Source organism: Pediococcus damnosus (assembly GCF_001611155.1).
Taxonomy (GTDB): Bacteria; Bacillota; Bacilli; order Lactobacillales; family Lactobacillaceae; genus Pediococcus; species Pediococcus damnosus.
This window is the reverse complement of the sequence record NZ_CP012294.1, coordinates 1,109,285-1,129,514: the sequence shown is the minus strand read 5'-3', so window position 1 is coordinate 1,129,514 and position 20,230 is coordinate 1,109,285. Positions and strand designations below refer to the sequence as shown.

Annotated in this window: 13 protein-coding genes; 5 read left to right on the top strand and 8 right to left on the bottom strand. The window is 41.2% G+C overall.

What is annotated here, in order from left to right; translation table 11 throughout:
* Positions 1–151: 151 nt before the first annotated feature.
* The gene (locus ADU73_RS05405; RefSeq protein ID WP_046870917.1) at positions 152–505 is read right to left on the bottom strand and encodes an iron chaperone; all 354 of its coding nucleotides are present in this window, start codon (positions 503–505) and stop codon (positions 152–154) included.
* Between the two features lie 4 nt (positions 506–509).
* The gene (locus ADU73_RS05400) at positions 510–1,121 is read right to left on the bottom strand and encodes a TetR/AcrR family transcriptional regulator (RefSeq protein WP_226996015.1); all 612 of its coding nucleotides are present in this window, start codon (positions 1,119–1,121) and stop codon (positions 510–512) included.
* A 92-nt stretch (positions 1,122–1,213) separates the two neighbouring features.
* On the opposite strand from ADU73_RS05400, the gene ADU73_RS05395 reads away from it, so the two are divergent.
* A complete protein-coding gene (locus ADU73_RS05395) occupies positions 1,214–2,647 on the top strand; it encodes an MDR family MFS transporter (RefSeq protein WP_420892286.1) in 1,434 nt (477 codons plus the stop codon).
* A 52-nt stretch (positions 2,648–2,699) separates the two neighbouring features.
* Here ADU73_RS05395 and ADU73_RS05390 read toward each other — a convergent pair whose 3' ends face one another.
* Entirely contained in the window at positions 2,700–3,644 is a 945-nt protein-coding gene (locus ADU73_RS05390; RefSeq protein ID WP_420892302.1) for a DNA/RNA non-specific endonuclease, read from the bottom strand.
* A 251-nt stretch (positions 3,645–3,895) separates the two neighbouring features.
* On the opposite strand from ADU73_RS05390, the gene ADU73_RS05385 reads away from it, so the two are divergent.
* The 4 genes from ADU73_RS05385 (at position 3,896) to ADU73_RS05370 (ending at position 8,336) form a co-directional block, all read left to right on the top strand.
* Complete coding sequence (locus tag ADU73_RS05385) at positions 3,896–4,822, top strand: ABC transporter ATP-binding protein (RefSeq protein WP_046872176.1); 927 nt, start codon at positions 3,896–3,898, stop codon at positions 4,820–4,822.
* Positions 4,812–6,431 (top strand): ABC transporter permease, encoded by a 1,620-nt coding sequence (locus ADU73_RS05380; RefSeq protein ID WP_062913252.1) that lies wholly within the window; start codon positions 4,812–4,814, stop codon positions 6,429–6,431. Before ADU73_RS05385 ends, ADU73_RS05380 begins: the two co-directional genes overlap by 11 nt.
* Before the next feature lie 44 nt (positions 6,432–6,475).
* A complete protein-coding gene (locus tag ADU73_RS05375) occupies positions 6,476–7,126 on the top strand; it encodes a TetR/AcrR family transcriptional regulator (RefSeq protein ID WP_046872174.1) in 651 nt (216 codons plus the stop codon).
* 409 nt (positions 7,127–7,535) lie between these two features.
* Positions 7,536–8,336 (top strand): helix-turn-helix transcriptional regulator, encoded by an 801-nt coding sequence (locus ADU73_RS05370; protein WP_062913251.1) that lies wholly within the window; start codon positions 7,536–7,538, stop codon positions 8,334–8,336.
* Positions 8,337–8,435: 99 nt separating this feature from the next.
* Here the strand turns inward: ADU73_RS05370 and ADU73_RS05365 are convergent, their stop codons facing one another.
* The 5 genes from ADU73_RS05365 to ADU73_RS05345 all read right to left on the bottom strand — a co-directional run bounded on the left by ADU73_RS05365 (position 8,436) and on the right by ADU73_RS05345 (position 19,987).
* Complete coding sequence (locus ADU73_RS05365; RefSeq protein ID WP_062913250.1) at positions 8,436–14,786, bottom strand: MucBP domain-containing protein; 6,351 nt, start codon at positions 14,784–14,786, stop codon at positions 8,436–8,438.
* 215 nt (positions 14,787–15,001) lie between these two features.
* The gene (locus ADU73_RS05360) at positions 15,002–15,562 is read right to left on the bottom strand and encodes a TetR/AcrR family transcriptional regulator (RefSeq protein WP_056985974.1); all 561 of its coding nucleotides are present in this window, start codon (positions 15,560–15,562) and stop codon (positions 15,002–15,004) included.
* A gap of 18 nt (positions 15,563–15,580) precedes the next feature.
* Complete coding sequence (locus ADU73_RS05355) at positions 15,581–18,145, bottom strand: ABC transporter permease (RefSeq protein ID WP_052694550.1); 2,565 nt, start codon at positions 18,143–18,145, stop codon at positions 15,581–15,583.
* A 9-nt stretch (positions 18,146–18,154) separates the two neighbouring features.
* A complete protein-coding gene (locus tag ADU73_RS05350) occupies positions 18,155–18,856 on the bottom strand; it encodes an ABC transporter ATP-binding protein (RefSeq protein ID WP_046872170.1) in 702 nt (233 codons plus the stop codon).
* 144 nt (positions 18,857–19,000) lie between these two features.
* Complete coding sequence (locus ADU73_RS05345; RefSeq protein ID WP_046872169.1) at positions 19,001–19,987, bottom strand: choloylglycine hydrolase family protein; 987 nt, start codon at positions 19,985–19,987, stop codon at positions 19,001–19,003.
* Positions 19,988–20,230: the final 243 nt, after the last annotated feature.

Below are 20,230 nucleotides of genomic sequence, written 5' to 3'. Positions count from 1 at the left end.
TTACCGTTTTCATTTACAAATACAGTATACATTTTATGAATATGAATTTCAATGTTTAATTATATTTCGCTTGTATTTATGAAATATTATTTCTTTTACGACAATAAAAAAGACTAAATTATATGGTTAGCTATAATCTAGTCTCATGAATTTATTTTCCAGTCACTTGCTCCACTCGAAACGCCACAATCTCGCGAATAAGCTTAACTGGTAACGGTCGGTCGTAAGGGATTTGAATCGCACCCTTAGAGGTGTGAAACTCTTTTAATTGGTCCGCAAATGCTACAATTGGATCCGCCGTAGGATAAAAACCCAACTGATTTTTTCCAGCATCAAAGTAGACCAACACTTTACCATTCTGTTTAATGGCCGGCATATTATAAGATATTGTTTCTTCGGCTTCTGGAGCTGCATCTGCCAACAATTCCTGCATGATTTTGACGACGTTTTTTTGCATTTGGGGTAAATCTGCCATGTACTCACTTACAGTTGCATATTTTTTCATTCCACTATTCCTTTCGCTGACTAGCTGTGAAGGTCGGCATCAAAATCTCATCAATAATTTCTCTTACGCCTGCTTCTGTTAAAAAACCGGTTGACAAAATCTCATCCAGATACATCAGAATAGGGAGGTTAATAACTCGGTCACTTAACTTCGATAGATCAACTTCACCACGCTGTTCGGCATGCTTTAAAATGGTTAAGATTCGTTTTCTAAAACCACCATCAGAAGTAAGTAACGTATCAAATAAGTTTCCAATATTACCGCCAACCTGATCAGCGACTATTCCGCGGATCGCCTCTTCTCCCAAAACTTTAAAGCCAGCGATTGGAGCACTTAATAAATTAAAAAGATCATCCCGCAATGATCCCGTATCCGTAACCTCAAAATGGATGTCCGGACCAAACTTTCTAAACGCCATGAGAAGGATAATTGCTTTTTTAGGCCAGCGCCGGTACAACACCGTTTTCGTTGTTTGCGCCCGTGCCGCGATGCCTTCCATCGTTAATTTGTCGTACCCTTTTTCTTGAAACTCTTCCCAAGCCGCGGTTAATAAAGCATCTTCCAGTTCTTTTCCACGGCGACGGGCAGATTTTTTTGCTTCTGTCAATTTTTTCACCTGATTTGCTTGCTTTTATTTTAGTTCTATTATATCATTCTTAATTGTAGATACGCGCGTATCTTATTATAAAATTTTCGCTATTACTAAACTTGAAAAATAAAGAAGGAATCATTATGCAGTCTCAAATCACAACTTCCAAAAAGAGTTCCATTATCGTCACTTGTGCGCTACTAGTTATCGGTGCACTTGCCCCCATGTTAGATTCAACAATGGCCAATATCGCCGTTAATTCGATCACGCAAAGTTTGAACACCAACGTAGATAACGTTCAGTGGGTTGTGACGATTTACGTTCTGGCCATAGGCATTGTTGTGCCAATTGCAGGCTGGGCCATCGATTGGATCACAGGTAAGCAACTTTATATATGGGCACTAGTTGGTTTTCTTGCTGGTTCCATCTTTTCCGGAATGGCAACCAACATTACGATGTTAATCATTGGTAGAATTATTCAAGGTGCGGCAGCGGGCATTATCATCCCTACCATTTCCACCTTAGTTGTCCGTGCCGCCAATGGTAAAAATTTAGGCTATCTCATGTCAGTCGTCGGGCTACCCATGGTTTTGATGCCCATTCTTGGCCCCACAATTGGTGGCTTCATTATTGATAAACTAAGTTGGCACTGGATTTTTTACATTAACATCCCCATCGTGCTTATCTCACTGGTTGTCCTAGCACTTTGGCTACCCAAATTCACCCCTAATCGGCAAGGCAAACGTTTAGACATCCCGAGCATCTTTTTGTTTACTGGTCTCTTCACTGGTTTCATTCTGGGCATCACAAAATTTAGTCATACTACTAATCTGTGGCAAAATGCCGTTCTTTGGCCGCTAGGGATTGGTCTCGCCTGCTTAATCAGTTACGTCATTTATGCGCTGATTTTTCCAAAACGGGCGCTCGTGAGTTTAACCTTATTTAAATCACAGAGCTTTTCGGCTGCCTCAATTCTTCTTTTGATGTCTGGGATCACGCTAAACGGCGCCATGTTCTTATTACCACTCTATTTTCAGAACATCAGAGGATTAAGTGTTATCTGGGCCGGTATTTACTTGATTCCCCAAGGGATTGGCATGTTGCTGACCCGAACTCAAGTGGGCAAAATTACGGATCAAATTGGCGCTCGTTGGGTAGTGATTGTTGGCATTTTAATCGCCACTTTGAGCACCTTACCGTTTGTATTTGCGGATGCCAACACCAACAAATGGTTACTTTTGGGTTGTTTGCTGATTCGCGGTACCGGCGTTGGTGCCTTTACAATCCCCATCATGTCGGACTCATACACTGGCTTGAAACCCAACCAGATTCCCGAAGCTACCAGCGCCACCCGCATGTTTCAAAATATCGGTAGTGCGTTTGGAACGGCCATTCTAGCAACTGTGATGACCCACGCCATGACTGGTAACACGCCAACCATTAGTAATATATCAGCCAGTTACAACGTCGCGTTTCTGTGGTCCATTATCATTACTTTAGTGGCCTTGATTCCAGCTTGGTTCTTGAGTGTCAAACATCCACAAAAATCATAAAAATAGTCGCTTAAACCATCGAATTTCTTCGAAAGGTTTAAGCGACTATTTTTTAAGCAGCCTTACTAGTCCCATTCACATAATTCAATTTAACACCTTTTTGAACATTAAAAATATAAACATTGTAATGAATTCTGTTGAAACCAATGGACTGTGCCCGCATTTCTACACCGTTTGCCAACAAATCCGAGCTCTTATAAATCGGTTTGACTTCATAACGCACGTAGCGGTGTGAACTACCACGTAGATACTTGGCCGTCTCATTTTCATACTTTGTCATTTGTGGATCATTTAAGGATCGTGTTCCAGTAATCAAATTCTGCCAATTATTATTTTGGCCTGTCAATTGATAACCAATTAAGTGGCACCGATTATATAACCATCCCGACCTGATTTTTTTATTATGCCAACCAGTTGGATCCACGTACAGCGCTTGGCGTTTACCTTTAGGCATTAATCGTTTATTCAACATGGCATTAGCATCGGTTGCGCGATTCTCACCATCCAGATTACTGTATTTTTGCCAAGCACCCTTTCTGGTGGACAAAGTTGCCTTTGAAAAACTAGGCCGATCTTTATTTACAATAACCGTTTGTGTCCCATGATACTTGAGGGTACTCAATTTAGAAGTGCTAGCCGCTTTTGCTTTTTTCGCCGGCACTTTTTTAATGACTTTGTGAACAGCTTTTTTCTTAGTTACCTTTTTCTTTTTCGCAACGCCTTTCCTCTTATGGACAACCCGTTTCTTAACAACGCGCTTCTTAGCTTTTTTCTTTGGCGCCTTTTCCGTTGCCGACAACGTTAAGCCCCGTCTTTTAGCGGTTGTTAAACTAACTCGATAAACTTTTTTGGCTCGGTTTAAGCCTCGGTCATGCCGTTTGTAAAAATAATGCTTACCCGTTTTCGTCACATAAACGTAACTTGCTGCCTGGGCCGTTTGGCTCCTGCTAGGTAATTGCTGAACGTTAAACGCTAACGTAAACGTCGCAATCACCAAAATAACTAATCTTGAAACTTTTTTCACGCTACTCCCCTACTTTCTACCACCGTGAATGGTAAATAAAAAAATATTTGGCTACTTTTTGCGTAGTAATAACCCTTTTCATGGTACCGCTATTTTGCAAAAAACAAAACGTTGTTATATTGACTACCTAGTCATTAGAGGATATACTCTGTTTATCAATTAACCAAAGCTGTTTGTTCAAGTCGATAACAGCAACTAATTGCTTAAAAATAAGGGAGGTCAGCATGATGGCTGATACAATTCTTTCAGTTAAACACTTACAAAAAAAATTCGGTAAATTTGCCGCACTTAAAGATGTGACGTTTGATGTGCATTCCGGTGAAGTTTTTGGATTTATTGGACCAAACGGGGCGGGTAAATCCACGACCATTCGCACTCTTCTGGGCATTTTGCGAGCATCAGGAGGTTCCGCAACCATCTTTGGCAAAGACGTTTGGAAAGACTCTGTCCGCATTCACGAACATTTAGCCTACGTTCCCGGCGATGTTTATTTATGGCCCAATTTAACTGGTGGTGAAATCATTGATCTTTTCCTTAAATTAAATCATCAAAGGCACACCAGTCGTACGAATGACTTGATCAAACAGTTTGAATTAGATCCTGGCAAAAAAGCGCGCACCTATTCAAAAGGGAATCGGCAAAAAGTCGCCTTAATTGCGGCCTTTTCAACCGATGCTGATCTGTATATTTTTGATGAACCCACTTCTGGGTTAGATCCTTTAAATGAAGAAATCTTTCAAAAAAATGTCCTGGCACTTAAATTGCAAGGAAAGAGTATTCTTTTGTCCAGCCACATTTTATCGGAAGTAGAACGCATGTGTGATCGCATTGGCATCATTCGCGAGGGCCAGATCATTGAAACTGGAACGCTCACTGAGATGCGGCATTTAACTCGCACACTCATCACCGTTCAAACTCGGCAAGCTTTGCCTGATCTCTCGGCAACCCAAGATGTGCACAACTTCAAGCGCTCCGACAATACACCAAATAAGGCTAGTTTCAGCGTTGACTCCGATAAAATGGACAAGGTCATGCAAACTCTTGCATCCCTAGAAATCATCGGTTTACAAAGTACCCCACCAACCTTGGAAGATCTCTTCTTGCGCTACTATCAAAAAGGTAAACAAGGAGATGGCGAAAATGAAGCATGACGCGTATCAACAAAGTGGGTTTTTGACCCGTTTCAACTTGCGCCGAGATTGGTTGGTCATTTTAATCTGGGCCCTCATCCTGGGTGGGCTAATGGCAGCCGTGGCGTTTAAATTTAATGATCTTTATGGTTCCAGAAGCTCAATTGCCGCCATCGTCACCACTCTCAAAATGCCAGCGATGGTCTCAATGTTCGGGACGTTTGTGGCCCGAGCTCCTTACACAACCGCAGACATTTTTGCGAGTGAAATGATGGTCTTCATGGCCCTCTTTATGGCCGTTATGAACATCTACTTCGCCGTCCGCAATACTCGCGGTGAAGAAAGCAACGGGATGTTAGAATTAATTCGTTCGCATGCGGTTGGTAAACAAAGTCCCCTGTTGGCCGCGACCTTGGAACTCTTTTTAATTAACGTTTTAATGGGACTGTGCTATTTCGGCGGTCTACAAGTTTCTGGCATGCACGGAATGTCGACCATGGGAAACCTTCTGATTGGCATCGGGCTGGCCGCAATTGGGTTCATGTTTGGAAGTGCTGCCCTCTTGATGGCCCAGGTTAGCGATAACCCGCGGGGCGCCACCATGTTAAGTTATTTATTTTTAGGCGTTACCTACCTTGTGCGAATGCTGACCGATGTCCAAAATCCTGATTTCACTTGGTGGTCACCATTTGGTTGGATAGAAAAATTATCGATTTACCATAAAAATAATTGGTTACCAGTTTTTCTCATGCTGGGGCTAACTATTGTTTTACTTCTCTTAACCTTTTATGCCAGCCGTCATCGTGATGTGGGAGCTGGGTTACTTGCGACCCGTGGTGGCCGAAAACGTGCCTCCGTCTTTCTAACTGGACCTTTCAGCTTGGTTATGCGGCTCGATCGCTTAAGCTTAATTGTTTGGGTCATTGGCTTAGTGGTTCTCGGAATTTCTTATGGCTCAATTTTTGGCACGGTTGGTGATATTATGAAAACTAATCCGCTAATGGGCAAACTAATGGGCGCCACCGCCGTTGATGCAGCCAATCGGCTTGTTGTTTTGAAGTTTGCAGCGTTACTAATGGTCGTCTTTGCTGTGTTGGTCACCGTGCCCAGTGTGCAAACCCTCCTTCGAATTAACGGGGATGAACGTAAAGGCTGGCTGGAACAAATTCACGCCAAAGCCATTTCTCGCGGTCATATTTTTGGCAGTTATGTCGCGGTTTCGTTACTTATCGGCACCCTTTCCATGTTTGCGGCGGTCTTCGGACTTTGGCTTGCCAATAATTCCGTGATGACCAATCCGCTTTCGTTTGAGCGCCTGTTTCGCGAATTTATTGGCTACCTTCCCGCTATTTATGTGACTCTCGGCATTAGTGCTTTGATCATTGGATGGCTACCACGCCTGCAAACCATCATTTGGGCAATTCCCGTTTATGGCTTAATCAGTCTTTATTTTGGTAACTTACTCAATCTCCCAAACTGGGCCGAAAAATTAACGCCTTACGGATGGATCAACCAAGTCCCCGTTAGCAACGTCAATTGGACGCAATTTGGACTCTTGATGGCCTTGAGTATTATACTTATTGTCATTGGGTTTCTCGGTTATCAGCGGCGCGACTTGATTGAAAACTAATCAACAGATTTATAATTGACTAAAATAGAGGAGGTCTAGCCAACGTGACCGAAAAAAAGAATCGAATTCCGATGGATCCTGCTAAAGTGAAACGAATTTTACATGCTTCCCTAGCCGTTTTTAGTGCTCACAGTTACCGAGGTGCCAAAACGGACGAAATCGCCGAACAGGCAGAAGTTTCAAAGGGGATCATTTTCCGTTACTACGGTGATAAAGCTCATTTATACATTGCAACCTTAAAATTTGCGACCGATAATCTGACCCAGGTCGTGGATTACAGTGTTTGGCAAGATGCCCGCAGTTTGGATGAAATGATTGTGAATGCCACCAAGTATAAAATCCAATTACAGTTACAATTTCCGAATGAGTTTAAACTTCTTTTGGATGCCTATGCTGGGTTGGGTGATGCACCAGCCAAACTAAAACACAAAGTGACCGAGTTTTACGCAAATCAAACGAATGACAACATTGGCAATCTGATTGATCCAATTTTAGATCGGTTAGCGATTCGTGATGATGTTGATAAAGCCACGATTCAACGGCTCATGGTCGGCATGATGGATCAGGTTGCTGCTGAGACGAAAACATTTATGCAGGACAATCCAGAAGCCGATCTCACAGATTTTGATAAAATCATCACTCACGTGCGTCAATATATCGATATCTTGGAACACGGCTTTTTAAAAAAATCATAAGCCAATATGAAAGAACAGATCCTATTTTATTGGAATAAGGATCTGCTCTTTTTGTATACTTATATTTTCAAATTATATTAGAATCTGCCGTTTCGAAACTTCAAAATTTTAAGCAAAACCCTTTATTTATACTAAAAAAATAGTATAATTTATGTAGTGAAAATAAAAGCTTGCTTACTTTACAGTAGTTTGTTTGAAGCTTAAATTATCGATATTGAACTTTTTTAATAATAGTTGTTATCTGGTGATATCATTATGCCCAGGATTGTAACTAAAAGCGTTACAAAAATACTAATAGGCGTCAAAAATTGCGTTTTTTATCTTTTTTTGTGGTATTATTTTAGGTGCGTCCTTACGAATATTAATAGTACATATTTAAAAAGAATTAGTAACTTGGAGGAAAAAAACTATGTTTTACTATGATTATGATCAATTGAATTTTGCACACCATAAACTAGACTCAAAAAAAGCTAACTATTTACTTCGGTTTTCTTTTTTGGAATACAGCTTAATTTTTAATTTTGAAAAACGTGAGTCGTCACGTGCCAAACGTGAACTGGCATCTTTCTTTGAGAACCATGCCGATCTTATTAAAGAAGCGTCTCATGAGGAACTACACCGCAGCTTAATCAATGTTGTGAGTGATTTTACAATGACTGGATTGGCAAACCATTTCAATGCAACAAACTTCGTTCAATTACGTGAAACTTACTTTGATTGGCTAACACCAGAAAAGCCTGAGAATCCTGAAGATTTCCAGAAAACATTGGAATTAATTTGTAAAGATTTCTACAATTTACAGACGCCTGAAGATGAAATTACCGCTACGGATACTGTTCCTAAGCAAGTTTATCAAATTACCTATTATGTAAATATGCATTTGTATGACAAAATGCAGCCAATTCGCATTGCTGATTATTTGAATCTTTCTTACCAATACGTTTCTCGTTTGTTCACCCACACGATGGGATTGTCGATTCAAAGTTACATCGATAAACAGCGCGTTGACGAGTCCAAAAAATTGCTTCTCCATACTGACTTACCATTAAGTGAAATTGCCCGGATGCTAAATTATTACGATTCCAGTAACTACATCAAGCATTTTAAAAAGTTCTCAGAAACAACCCCTAAACAATATCGTTTGCAGAACAAGCGCGAGTGTTTCCGCTTGAAACAAGAAGCGTTAGAAAAAGCAAATCAGCAATACTAATCCATTCAATATATTTAAACATGCTAAACGCAAAGAAAGACCGATAAAACACTATTAAGTGATTTATCGGTCTTTTTATATTGAATTAATATTTTTCTTTTACTCTTGTTCGTGTTTCTTCCGTTTGATTCCAAATAATCCAAAGATCATGGCCATCAAACTCATCCCAATTACCGCCAAAGGATTTCTTTGACTTTCACCAGTTTGCGGCAATTGTTTGGCTTGAGCTTTAGCATGATAACGAGTTTTTCTCGTTTGCGTGTTAGCACTTAAATTGGTCTGTGAACTGGTACTAAAACTAGCTTTTTCAACAGAACCGTTAGACTTCTGGCTCGGAACAGTGTTAGTACCCTCATGTTTACCTGAGTCAGTAGGCGTCTTACCAGGTATTGTTTCGGTATCATCGCCGCCGTTGCCTCCAGGATTAGGTGATGAAGTTTTAGCTTTATAAACAAGCGTAATCGTCTCGTTACCAGTAATTGTCCCAGAAAGTGAACCATCAGCATTTAGGAATGTGTATCCTGAAATCGTAGGGGCCATTAAGTTGTACGCATTGCCAACATAACCATTCAAAATCTGATCGGTTTTAATTGTGTTGCCCTGCTCATCCACAAACTTAAACGTTACTTTTGCCGGTGTTTCTTCAGCTACTTGACCATGTTTGTAAACCAATGTGATTGTGTTGTCACCGGTAATCTTGCCATTCAATGGTTGGTCGGATGAGGCAAATGCATAGCCTGCAATCGTTGGTGCCGTTAAATCATACGCGTTACCAACATAGCCATTAAGAACCTCATCGGATTTAATCGTGTTGCCTTGTTCATCCACAAACTTAAACGTGACTTTTGCCGGTGTTTCTTCGGCTACGGTTCCGCTCTTATAGACAAGCGTAATCGTATCATCACCAGTAATTTTACCGCTCAGTGGTTGATCAGACGAAACAAATGCATATCCTGCAATCATTGGCGCCGTTAAATCGTAAGCATTGCCAACATAACCATTGAGCACCTCATCGGATTTAATCGTATTACCTTGCTCATCCACAAACTTAAACGTGACTTTTGCCGGTGTCTCTTCGGCAACCTGGCCGTGTTTATAAACCAATGTGATTGTATCATCACCAGTAATCGTGCCACTCAATGGTTGATCTGAGGAGACAAACGCATATCCCGCAATCGTTGGTGCTGTTAGGTCATAGGCGTTACCAACGTAACCGTTCAAAGTCTGACCAGCTTTAATCATATTACCCTGTTCATCCACAAACTTAAACATAACTTTTGCGGGTGTTTCTTGGGCCACTTGGCCATGTTTATAAACCAATGTGATTGTATTATCACCGGTAATCTTACCGTTCAGTGGTTGATCGGATGAGACAAATGCATAGCCTGTAATCGTTGGGGCTGTTAAATCATAAGCGTTACCAACATAACTATTAAGAATCTCATCGGATTTAATTGTTTTGCCTTGCTCATCTATGAACTTAAAGGTAACTTTTGCTGAGGTTTCTTGGGCTACAGTTCCGCTCTTATAGACAAGTGTAATCGTGTTGTCACTAGTAATAGTTCCGCTTAATGGCTGATCAGATGAAGCAAACGCATATCCTGCAATCGTTGGTGCTGCGAAATCATATGCATCGCCCACATTACCGTTCAACGTTTGATCCGCTTTAATTGTATTTCCTTGCTCATCTACAAATTTAAAAGTTACATTGGCTGGTACCGGTGTAATTGTAATCGTTCCAGTTACATCCTTGTCACTAACCGTGTAATTATTACCAACTGCTGTTTGTACTTTGGCCAAACCAGCTGGAAATAAGGAGTACGTATAATCACCGCTAGCAGTACCATCATTTGTGACAGTAATATCTGAACTTGTTAAATTAACAGTTTGTCCATTGACGGTCGCCGTTAAATTGTCCGCTTCACTAGCCTTAGTGGTTCCGTCGTATGCAAAGCCTCCAGGATTCAAAACAACAGATGCATTGGCAGCCTTAATTGTTAGACTACCAGCCACCACTGAAACAGTATAATTTGGATTATCAGTGGCAACGGCGGTTACATCAATTGGATATGTCCCTTGATCGACATCCTGACTCACATCCGTTAAGCTATAAACTAAATCTGCGCCATCAGTTGGCTTGCCCTCCACACTAGCTGTTAAATCATCACTATATGGTTTACCATCATACGATTTAGAAACAGTTGGTGCAGTGATAGTAACTGGCGCTTTGTCAATGATAATTGTACCTGTGCTTCCTTGACTAACTGTATAGCCGTTACCAATTTTGGCCTGTACTTTAGCTAAACCATTATCATTTAAAGTAAATGTATAACTTCCTGCATTTGCACTGTCACTACCACTGGAAATAGTAATATCTGAACTGTCTAAATCAACCGTTGTCTTTTTACCGCTTGTCAATGTCACTGTTGCGACCAAGCCAGTTGCGTCACTAGCCTTTTTCGTACCATCATACGTAAATTCGTTACCAGTTAAATCTGCAGCAGCCGATCCTGCTGTGATCGAAATTTTCCCAGTCACATTATTGTCATTAACCGTATAATTATTACCTACAACTTCTTGTACCTTTGCCAACCCAGTCGTTGTTAAAGTATAGACATAATCATTTACACTAACACCATCTGAGATCACGTTAATATCATCACTGTTTAAATCTACGACCTTTGTAGCTCCATCCGCGGTTGCAATTGTCATTGTTGCCGTTAAGCCAACAGCTTCACTAGCCTTCGTGGTCCCGTCATAAGAAATTTTCACATTATTTAATAAAGCTTTAGTCTCATACGGAGTAATGTTGATCATCCCTGTAGTATCCGGATCGCCCAAGCTCGTTGTGGTTCCAATAATGGCTTGAACTGCGGATAGTCCAATTGCTGATAAACCATACGTATACGTATTAACTGTCTTTCCATCATTAGTTACCGTAATATCTTTGCTACCTAAACTCAATGTTTGGGTAGTACCATCTGTTAAAGTGATCGTAGCAACCAAACCACTAGCATAGCTAGCATTAGTTGTACCATCATAAGTAAAGCTCTGTTTATTTAAAGCTACAGTAGGAGCATTTAGAATTGTGATCTTAGCTGCAGAATCCGTCCCCGAGATAGCAGGAACATAACCGTCCGCGTAAAATGCTGTCTGCAAATAGCCTGTCTTCCCGGCCTGATTATTAAAATCAGTAGTGGTTCCCGTAATTGCAATTCTTCCGGTGGAAGCATTACTTGGAATAGCATTAAATTCAATGATAATTGAACGAACAGATGACCAATTTCCTGATACCTGCTCAGCCGTCATATATCCCGCTGTGGATACAGTATCACCAGGTGCTTGTTGTGAGGTCGAATAGAGAACTGTAGCTGTTAAGGCATCCCCAGTTGTATAAGTACTTGGTAAGGCAATCGGACCTGTTAAATCAAATGTATATCCCGAACCTTGACTATCACCAACCATTGGCAGATTAATCAAGGAAACTGCATTTGTTGTTTTTGAAGACACAATGTTAAGAACTGTGTCATAGAAAGTCAGTGTCTGATCTCCACCAATATAGGAAGTGCCATCTTGTACCGCAGTCAAGTCCTGATTTCCTTGTGCTAAGCTGGCATTCGCAAGTGTTGCTACAGCTGCAATCGTCCACGTTCCTTTTCCATCGCCCATCAAAACTGCATTTGCATCACCATCAGTAAAGGAAGTGTCAGTGACGGCCGTTTTATTTGTCAGCTGGGTTTCCGGAGATGTCACATACATTAGATATTCATAACTTCCTGGCATTGCATCACTATTATTGGCCAAATCAATTTGTATGAGATAGGTGTCTTGAGTTGTCACAGAAACGCCTGTACCCGTGTAATCAATTTTAACTACCTCTCGACCATCATCTGCTAGAAATTCGTAAACTACACCACCATCGGGAAAATTTGTGACGCCTGTAACAGTCGTGGCAGATGGGATAACAAAGTAGTAAACAGGTTCATAGATCTCATTTGCTGTTTGCCCAGTATTACCAGACATTGCAAGCGAAAGAGATCCTGCGTTTGTTGCCCCAACAACCTCACTTGTTTGATGTTTATAGCCCGTAACCGTAGCAACTGTATCTTTTGGATAAATTACCGTTTGCGTAGATGACGTATCGGTTGTGGTTCCGTTAATGTCGACTTCAATAGATGATGCAAGCTGATCACCATCATTGACTGAAGAACCATCATCATAAGTCGAAGAAAGGGTACCGTATACAATGAATCCGGTTCCAGATAAAGTAAGTAGACTTGTTCCATGAATACTACCACTTGTTGCCCCGGCGGCTAAAAAATTAGGTGTAAATGTAACCGTACAAATGGCCGAACTATCATTCGGCGTAAGCGTTCCCCCTGCCAGGACGGTCCCCTTTTCGACCGTTCCATCTGCCAATGTCATAGTATACGCATAGCTGGTTGCCCCAGGCAGATAAGAAGTTGTCGTGGCACCTTCACTTGGCACTTGAATGCTTGTTGCATCAAGCCCATTCGCAATATTTAGGGTAATTATCGCATCCGTCAGTGAATTGGCACTTTCCGTGCTAAATACAAATGTGTTAAGTGAAGTCGAGTCATTAGTTAGATCGTTATCGAGTAAAAGCTTTGTACTAGACGAGCTACTGTTTCCAACTGCTGTCATGTCAGCACTTTGTTCTCCCGAATCACGAGATGCGAGAACAGTTTCTGTCCAGCTGTCTGCAGCTGTTGAAGTGATTGTATCTCCGGCAGCATTAATGACTTGGGTCAATGTTGCTGGGTCTGAAGCCGTTAACGTTTGTTCACTGGCAGTTTGCGCCACATCGTATGCTCCAGCAATTTTATAGGAAAAATCGGTACCAGTTTGATAATTTTGTTTGCCTGAACCGGCTGGTACAGTGATAATCACGTTACCGCCTTTTCCATCCGGTTGCGTAATTGTGGTGCCATCTGTAAAACCATTTAAAGAATTAGTGAGACTGCTATCAAAAGTAAAACTGCTGGGGACTGGAATCGTAATCGTGGTTCCACCAAAGTTGGCCGCAGAATTAACTTGATTTGATTTAGACCCATTGTCCAAAACTCCATCGGCCTCATTTGCACTGATGTTATAAACGTAATCTGTGTTTGGTAATACCGATCCAACTGCTGTTGTTGGATACGTGCGGCTTGGCGTTGATAAGGACGCCGTTGGACTAATCGTTTGGGTAAACAGCACTGGGGTTTGTGTTGTACCATTAATCGTGTAATTAATAGTATTAGTTGTTGTGCCAATATCTGTCATTGGGGCCGGCTGTCCAAGATAATTACTGTTTTGATCTAAAGTAATTGTCTGACTGAAACTCTGTGTTCCAGTCAAGGTTGAACTGAGCGTATCCGTAATCGTTGTCGAACCATCTGCATTTTTAACAAATGTTGTAGTTCCGCCGGTGGACATCGTGTCAAAATTTTTATTTAGTTGATACACACTGCTGTTGGCAGGAATCGTAATTGTAAACACATCATTCGCAGAACCAGTAAAGCTAAATGTAATTGTCATACCATCTGCACTGGTGCCATATCCCATCGAGTTTTCTGATAATTTAACACCTGCACTAGCTGCCGATACGGCCGCAACCATTGTCCTTCTAGCTCTTACATTCATTAATGGCGCTGCAGTTTGTTTGGTGTCATCCGGAATTACCACCACATTACCAACTGCATCTGTCGCCGTAAGTTCTGTACTTGAGATACTGATATTTTCATCCGAAACAGCCACTGAAGTAGCAGCTGACAAGCTCAAGTCACTAGTATCACTGTTTGACGCACCAATACTAGGAGTTGCGTTAGAAGATTCTGCCGTCGAGGCCAAAGATGTAGATCCATTAGCAACTGAACTTATTGAACCACTAGAAACAGCACTACTAGAAACTGTACTTGTAGATAAGCTCTTCATGCCAGATGCTGTTGCTGATTCGGAACTAGGCGAAGAACTATTATAAGTTGTTGAATTCGTTGCTGAACTCGCATCACTAATTACAGATGATGAACTGGAACTGCTTGAACTTGACTGTGCCGATAAACTAGAGGAACTTGTTGATGAGTTTTTAGAACTATTAGAATTCTGTGTTTTGGAAACAGTACTACTGCTTGTAGATGAGGAGTTATTTGCAGAAGTATTAGAGGGTGCGTTCAAGGAACTTGTAGAAGCTACACTGGAATTTTCTGAACTAGCTGCTGCGGATGAAGAACTCGTACTACTTGTTACAACCGAACTTTCGTTTTCTGCATTCGAAGTATTGTCATTCGCCTGAACCGCATATGGTCCAAAAGTAAACCCTGCTCCAAAAGTAAACAGGGTAATCCCCGCAAAAAGCCATCCCTTAGTGGTTTTATACATCTTATAATGTTCTTTATTTTCTCCACTATCATGAATTAATTTTGAATATTTTTTATTTTTAACTTGCATAACTAATCGCCCTTTCTTTCCGTTTACGTTTTATGCAACAAATCATCAGTTTATATGTATATAGGTATAATTATACCACTTTATAGGAGATCAACCTCTGTCTTTTTAGGTCTTCAACTCATAAGCATACAATTTTTCAGAGAAGACATTAGTATAAATTACAGCCTTACAATGCAAAAAAACAAGACTGAAATTACTCCAGCCTTGTTTCTTCATTATTTTAAAATGCGATCCAAAATCCCTTGAATTAAATCAGCTACTAACTGTTCATAATCTCCCGCTGGCAATTCATCGTGGTGACTGTCCACTACAATTAATGCCCCGAACAGTTGCTGTACACGTGATACCGTCATCCCCGGTTGAATCAAATCATGATCTTTCCACTGCTTAATCAGCTGTAAAACCGTGTAATACATAAAATTTTCTTCCACTGAGGTCTTATTTTTGATTAGCTGTTTCAGTTTTGGATTTGTATACCAAGCCCGTAAAATCAGATTATTGTTCGCTTGATTTCGCAATTGACTCATCACTTTAGGCAATAAAGTTCGTGGATTTTCACTAAGATCACTTGTTGCCAATACCGCTTGCTTCACCCGTTTATTTTCTTCAACATAAACTTGAACAAAGATTTCTTCTTTAGAATTATAAAAACGGTAAAACGTTCCGACCGCAACTTCCGCACGCTTCGTAATTGCAGCAATACTAGTTTTTTTGAAACCTAATTCGTTAAAAGTTTTCTGGGCGGCATTGAAAATTTTTTGTTGTTTCTCTTGCACGCGAAGTTCTCCTTTCAACTATTCACCTGCTGATAAAGCATCCAACATATCAATATGTTTGAGTTTAAAATGCGTCAAAATTCCGATAAACAAGCTAAAGCATCCCGTAATGACCGCGGACCAGATGAAACCTGGATAATGGATCGTCATCGGGAATAAGATACTCCCAGTTTGCGCCTTGACCATAATAAATTGGTGCAAGAACAATCCGATTCCCCAACCAACGACAATTCCAGCAATTGTAAAGATCACATTTTCACGCGCCACATAGGCGGTTACTTCTCGATCGTAGAATCCCAACACTTTAATCGTCGCTAATTCACGCATCCGTTCAGAAATGTTAATGTTCGTTAAATTATAGAGCACAACCAAAGCCAGCGCGCCGGACATCACGATCATAATCAAGACAACCGATCCCAGTCCACCAGTACTTAACGAACTAGCCGCATACCTTGGAAAACTAACGTTCAAAACACCCTTTTCCTTCAGTAACTGCCGACTTAACTTTTCCCGTTGCGCCTTTTTAGTATGGGTTGTTTTCACTAACCGGGTTGTCGTTTGAACAGAGTTACCCGTTAACTTTTTATAGTAAGCCTGAGTGGTATAAAGCCAGTGACCAGCATAGTTGGTGGTCACACCTGTCACCTTAGCCGTCACTTTCTTGCCACCGATCTGAAGGTTAACTGAACTACCAGCCTTCGCATGCATATCGGTTGCGAGTTTTTCGGATAAAATGACGCCCTTATTAGTTAAATGAAGCCTTTTACTTGTTGCAACTGATTTCAATGTCACATACTTGGCAAAGTTAGTCGTTGTTTTCGGAACCATTAAGGTGACCGTATCATTGGCCGTTCCATGTGTCGGTCTAGCTGTAATCGACTTCACCATCACTGGTTTTTGCGCCGCAATATTATCCGCATGAACTTGTTGCGTTGCTTTTTCAACGGTAACCAATGCTTGAAAATGTTGCACGTCTTCATACTGAGTCGGAACCAAGTCGTTCACGGAATCTTGAATCCCAAATCCCGTCAAAATTAAACCCGTACATCCGGCGATTCCCACAATGGTCATGATCATTCTGCCCTTATAACGGAAGAGGTTTCGATAACTCACCTTTTGATTGAAACTCAGATGTGACCAAAGTGGTTTGATGCGTTCCAACAAGATACGTTTACCAGCTTTTGGAGCCCGTTCCCGCATCAAGTTCGTTGGTACCTCGCGCAAATTAATGGTTAGAACAATTAAGGCACTGCCTAACGTCGCAATTAAGCCTGCTACCATTGTCTGAGCAAGATACGACCACGGAATCACGCCCACAAATTCAGTTAGATTATTATTGCTGAGCAAACTAAAGACAAACTGTGGCAAGGTCAGCATTCCCAGCACACCACCAAGTCCGGCACCTAAAATTCCTGCTAACAAGGTATAAACAATGTACTTCATCGCAATTTCACGTTTGGTATAGCCTAACGCGCGCATCAGACCAATTTCACGACGGTTTTTCTCCACCATTCGCGAAATTGTGGAAAATGTAATTAGAATGGCAATGAATAAGAAGAAACCGGGGAAGATAATCGCAATTGCCGCAATACTGTGCGATTCATCAAAGTAATCTTGGTACCCAGGGTTGGTACTGCGATCGTTATACATATAAGTTGGTTTCGCAATTTGCTTAATCTGAACTTCAGAAGCCGCAATCTTCTTTTTCCCAGCTGCGAGTTCTTGTTTAGCCGCTTTGGTTTGGGTCGTTTGATAACCACTTGGGACCTTGGCCAATTGTTTTTCTTGTTGTTTAAGTTTATCAGACTGTTTATCTAATTTAGCTTGTGCACTCGCCTGCAATTGTTTTTGCCGGTCACGAGGTCGCTTGCTTAAAGTTGCTTTCAAACTAGCTTTTTGCCGATCAACCTGGTCATTATAAGCATCTGTTCCGGCTGCATAGTGATTCGAATTTTTAAATTGCACCGCAATCGCAGCATATTCTTTTTGACTAAATGCCCCGTTCGGCACGCAGGCAAAATAATCGACGGTTCCGCTACCTAAATTGGTCGTCCCGCGATCTGTACTGCTGACAAATTGGGGCGAATTAACAAAGCCGACAATTTTAAACGTGCGCCGTTTTAAATTGGTATTCTTAGGAAGCTGATAGGTATCACCGATATGATAACCATTTTCTTTGGCCTTGGCATCTAAAACAATTTGATTAGTTTTAGTTGGTAATTTACCACTTACCAACTTCAATTTATCAAGCTTAGCCTGTTTTTGATAACTGTACACACTGACAACTTGGTTACGACTCTTTTGCAACGTAACCATATGGCTTGCCGCTGTTTGCTTAACATTTTTATTGTGCTTAATTGAAGTTAAATCACTGTTTGTCAGGCCCATGGTTGAGCTAACTTTAACATCACTTAGTTGCTGTTGTTGAAAATAGTGATTTGCTGATTGGTTCAGATCCGGCCCAACCCCTCGAATCCCCACATAGAGTAATGACCCCAACAAAATAATCAGCACGATTGAGACAAATTTACCCATTGATTGCGTAATCTCACGCACGGTAGCCTTAAAATAAGTTCGATTCATTATTTCCACCTACCATTCAATGTTTTCAACGGGGGTTGGGTGCTCGTTGCGTTCAATTCCTTTAACCTGGGCATCCTTTAGATGGATTACCTTGTCGGCCATCGGAGCAATCATTGAATTATGCGTCACAATTAAAACAGTTCGGTGGGTTTTGCGCGCCGTGTCTTGCAGTAATTTCAGAATTTGTTTGCCGGTGTGATAATCTAAAGCCCCGGTTGGCTCATCGCATAAGAGCAACTTGGGATTTTTTGCCAGTGCTCGGGCAATAGCGACTCGCTGCTGCTCGCCACCTGATAATTGGGCTGGAAAGTTTGCCATTCGTTTTTCCAGGCCGACATGCTTAAGCGTTTCATCCACATCTAAAGCGTCCGAAGCCACCTGACTAGCCAGTTCCACGTTTTCGTGGGCCGTTAAATTAGGAATTAAATTATAAAACTGGAAAACAAATCCCACCATAGTTCGGCGATATTCAGTTAATTGACGTTCAGTATAAGTGGCAATATCTTGGCCATCAATGATAATGCTGCCCTCGGTTGGATGATCCATACCGCCCAGCATGTTTAAAACCGTTGATTTTCCGGCTCCTGACTCGCCTAAAATTATGACCAGCTCACCTTCATCAATATCAAAACTAATTTTATCGTTCGCAACGATTGTATTATTTTCCATTGTATATTTTTTTGTTTCGTCTTTTAATGTAATAAACGCCATTTTAGTAATCGTCCTCTCTGATCCTGTTTCGTTATTACTTGAATTATAGCATTTAAAATCTGGCTTTAATGAACCTAAGCAAATTAAAAAACACCATTATATAAACAGATTTCTCAACCTTCATATATATTGGTGTTTTCAAAATTAATTTACCGAATTAAATTGTTGTTCAGACTGTAATGGATACTCAGTCGGTTTGTCGGCATTTAAAACTGCCGGTGTTAGCGCTACTCGCGTAATTGTCTGATCAGCATAAGGTTGCATGTAATAGGCGCCCTCGTCCAAGCTCATATACCCGCGATACTGCGAATAATCACAGCCACCTTCATCGTCAGCTTTAACACCCTTAGGAATTTCCACACTATTCAAGATGTGTGACAGGGCATTAATCGAACTAGCTGTAGTGTCAGCCTTTTCTGTATTCTCACGGATAAATGCCGCTCTTACGAATCGGGACACCGATGTATAATCGCCAGGTAGTCCCAGCGCACCACTGCCTAAACCATAAGCATCAGATTTAAATTCACCATAGGTTTTTTCACCATGTGAAGTTGGTTTTAATTGAACGTAATTATTCAGATTCTTCAAATGCCACTGAAAATCAGGACTGTTGGTCATCACTTTGGCGGGATCATCCATCACGTGCATCCCATCACCGTCTTGCTCTAATACCACACAGGCACCAGTTTTATCAGCCACAATCCAATGAAGTGGCACAACCATTTTAAATAGATCATTGGCCACGGCCACAATATTGACGTCATTAATTTTAGCTTTTAAACCAGCTACACTAGTAACATTGCCAAGGATCCAATTAATCATCTCGTGAGGGGCCAAATTTATTTTATCAGCTTCAGTTTCTTCGGCAAACTTTGCCAAGCCGTCAAAGTAAAGCGTCGCCGCCCCCACACCAGCCTCGTTAACGCCATCAACCAGGATGTAGCCATTCAGATCACGGCCAGCACCGGTAAAACCTAGTTTGGTATCAAAACCTTCTGCATCAGCATCGCTTTTAAAATGAAAATTACGGGGAACCACAACAGGACGGCCGCCCAATTCAAACGAAAAATCCATTGTTCGCGCTAAAAACCAGTTCCCTTTTGCATTCTGATACATTACACTCGTACACATCAGTGCGTCACATCCCATCGATCATTTTTTAAAACTTAGATTCAGTATATTCTGATTAAAAACGCAATTCAATTAGAAATTACGTGATCACTCATCTTTTCACCAATCAAAATTAGTAGGAATTTTGGTGAAGATTATTGCGTAAAACTTGAATAATAGGTGCAGTGGAGGCGTTGATGAAAGAGTGTGTCGATGTCACTTGGCGATTTATCGCTTAGAGAGGGAGACTGGAGAGGTCCGCTT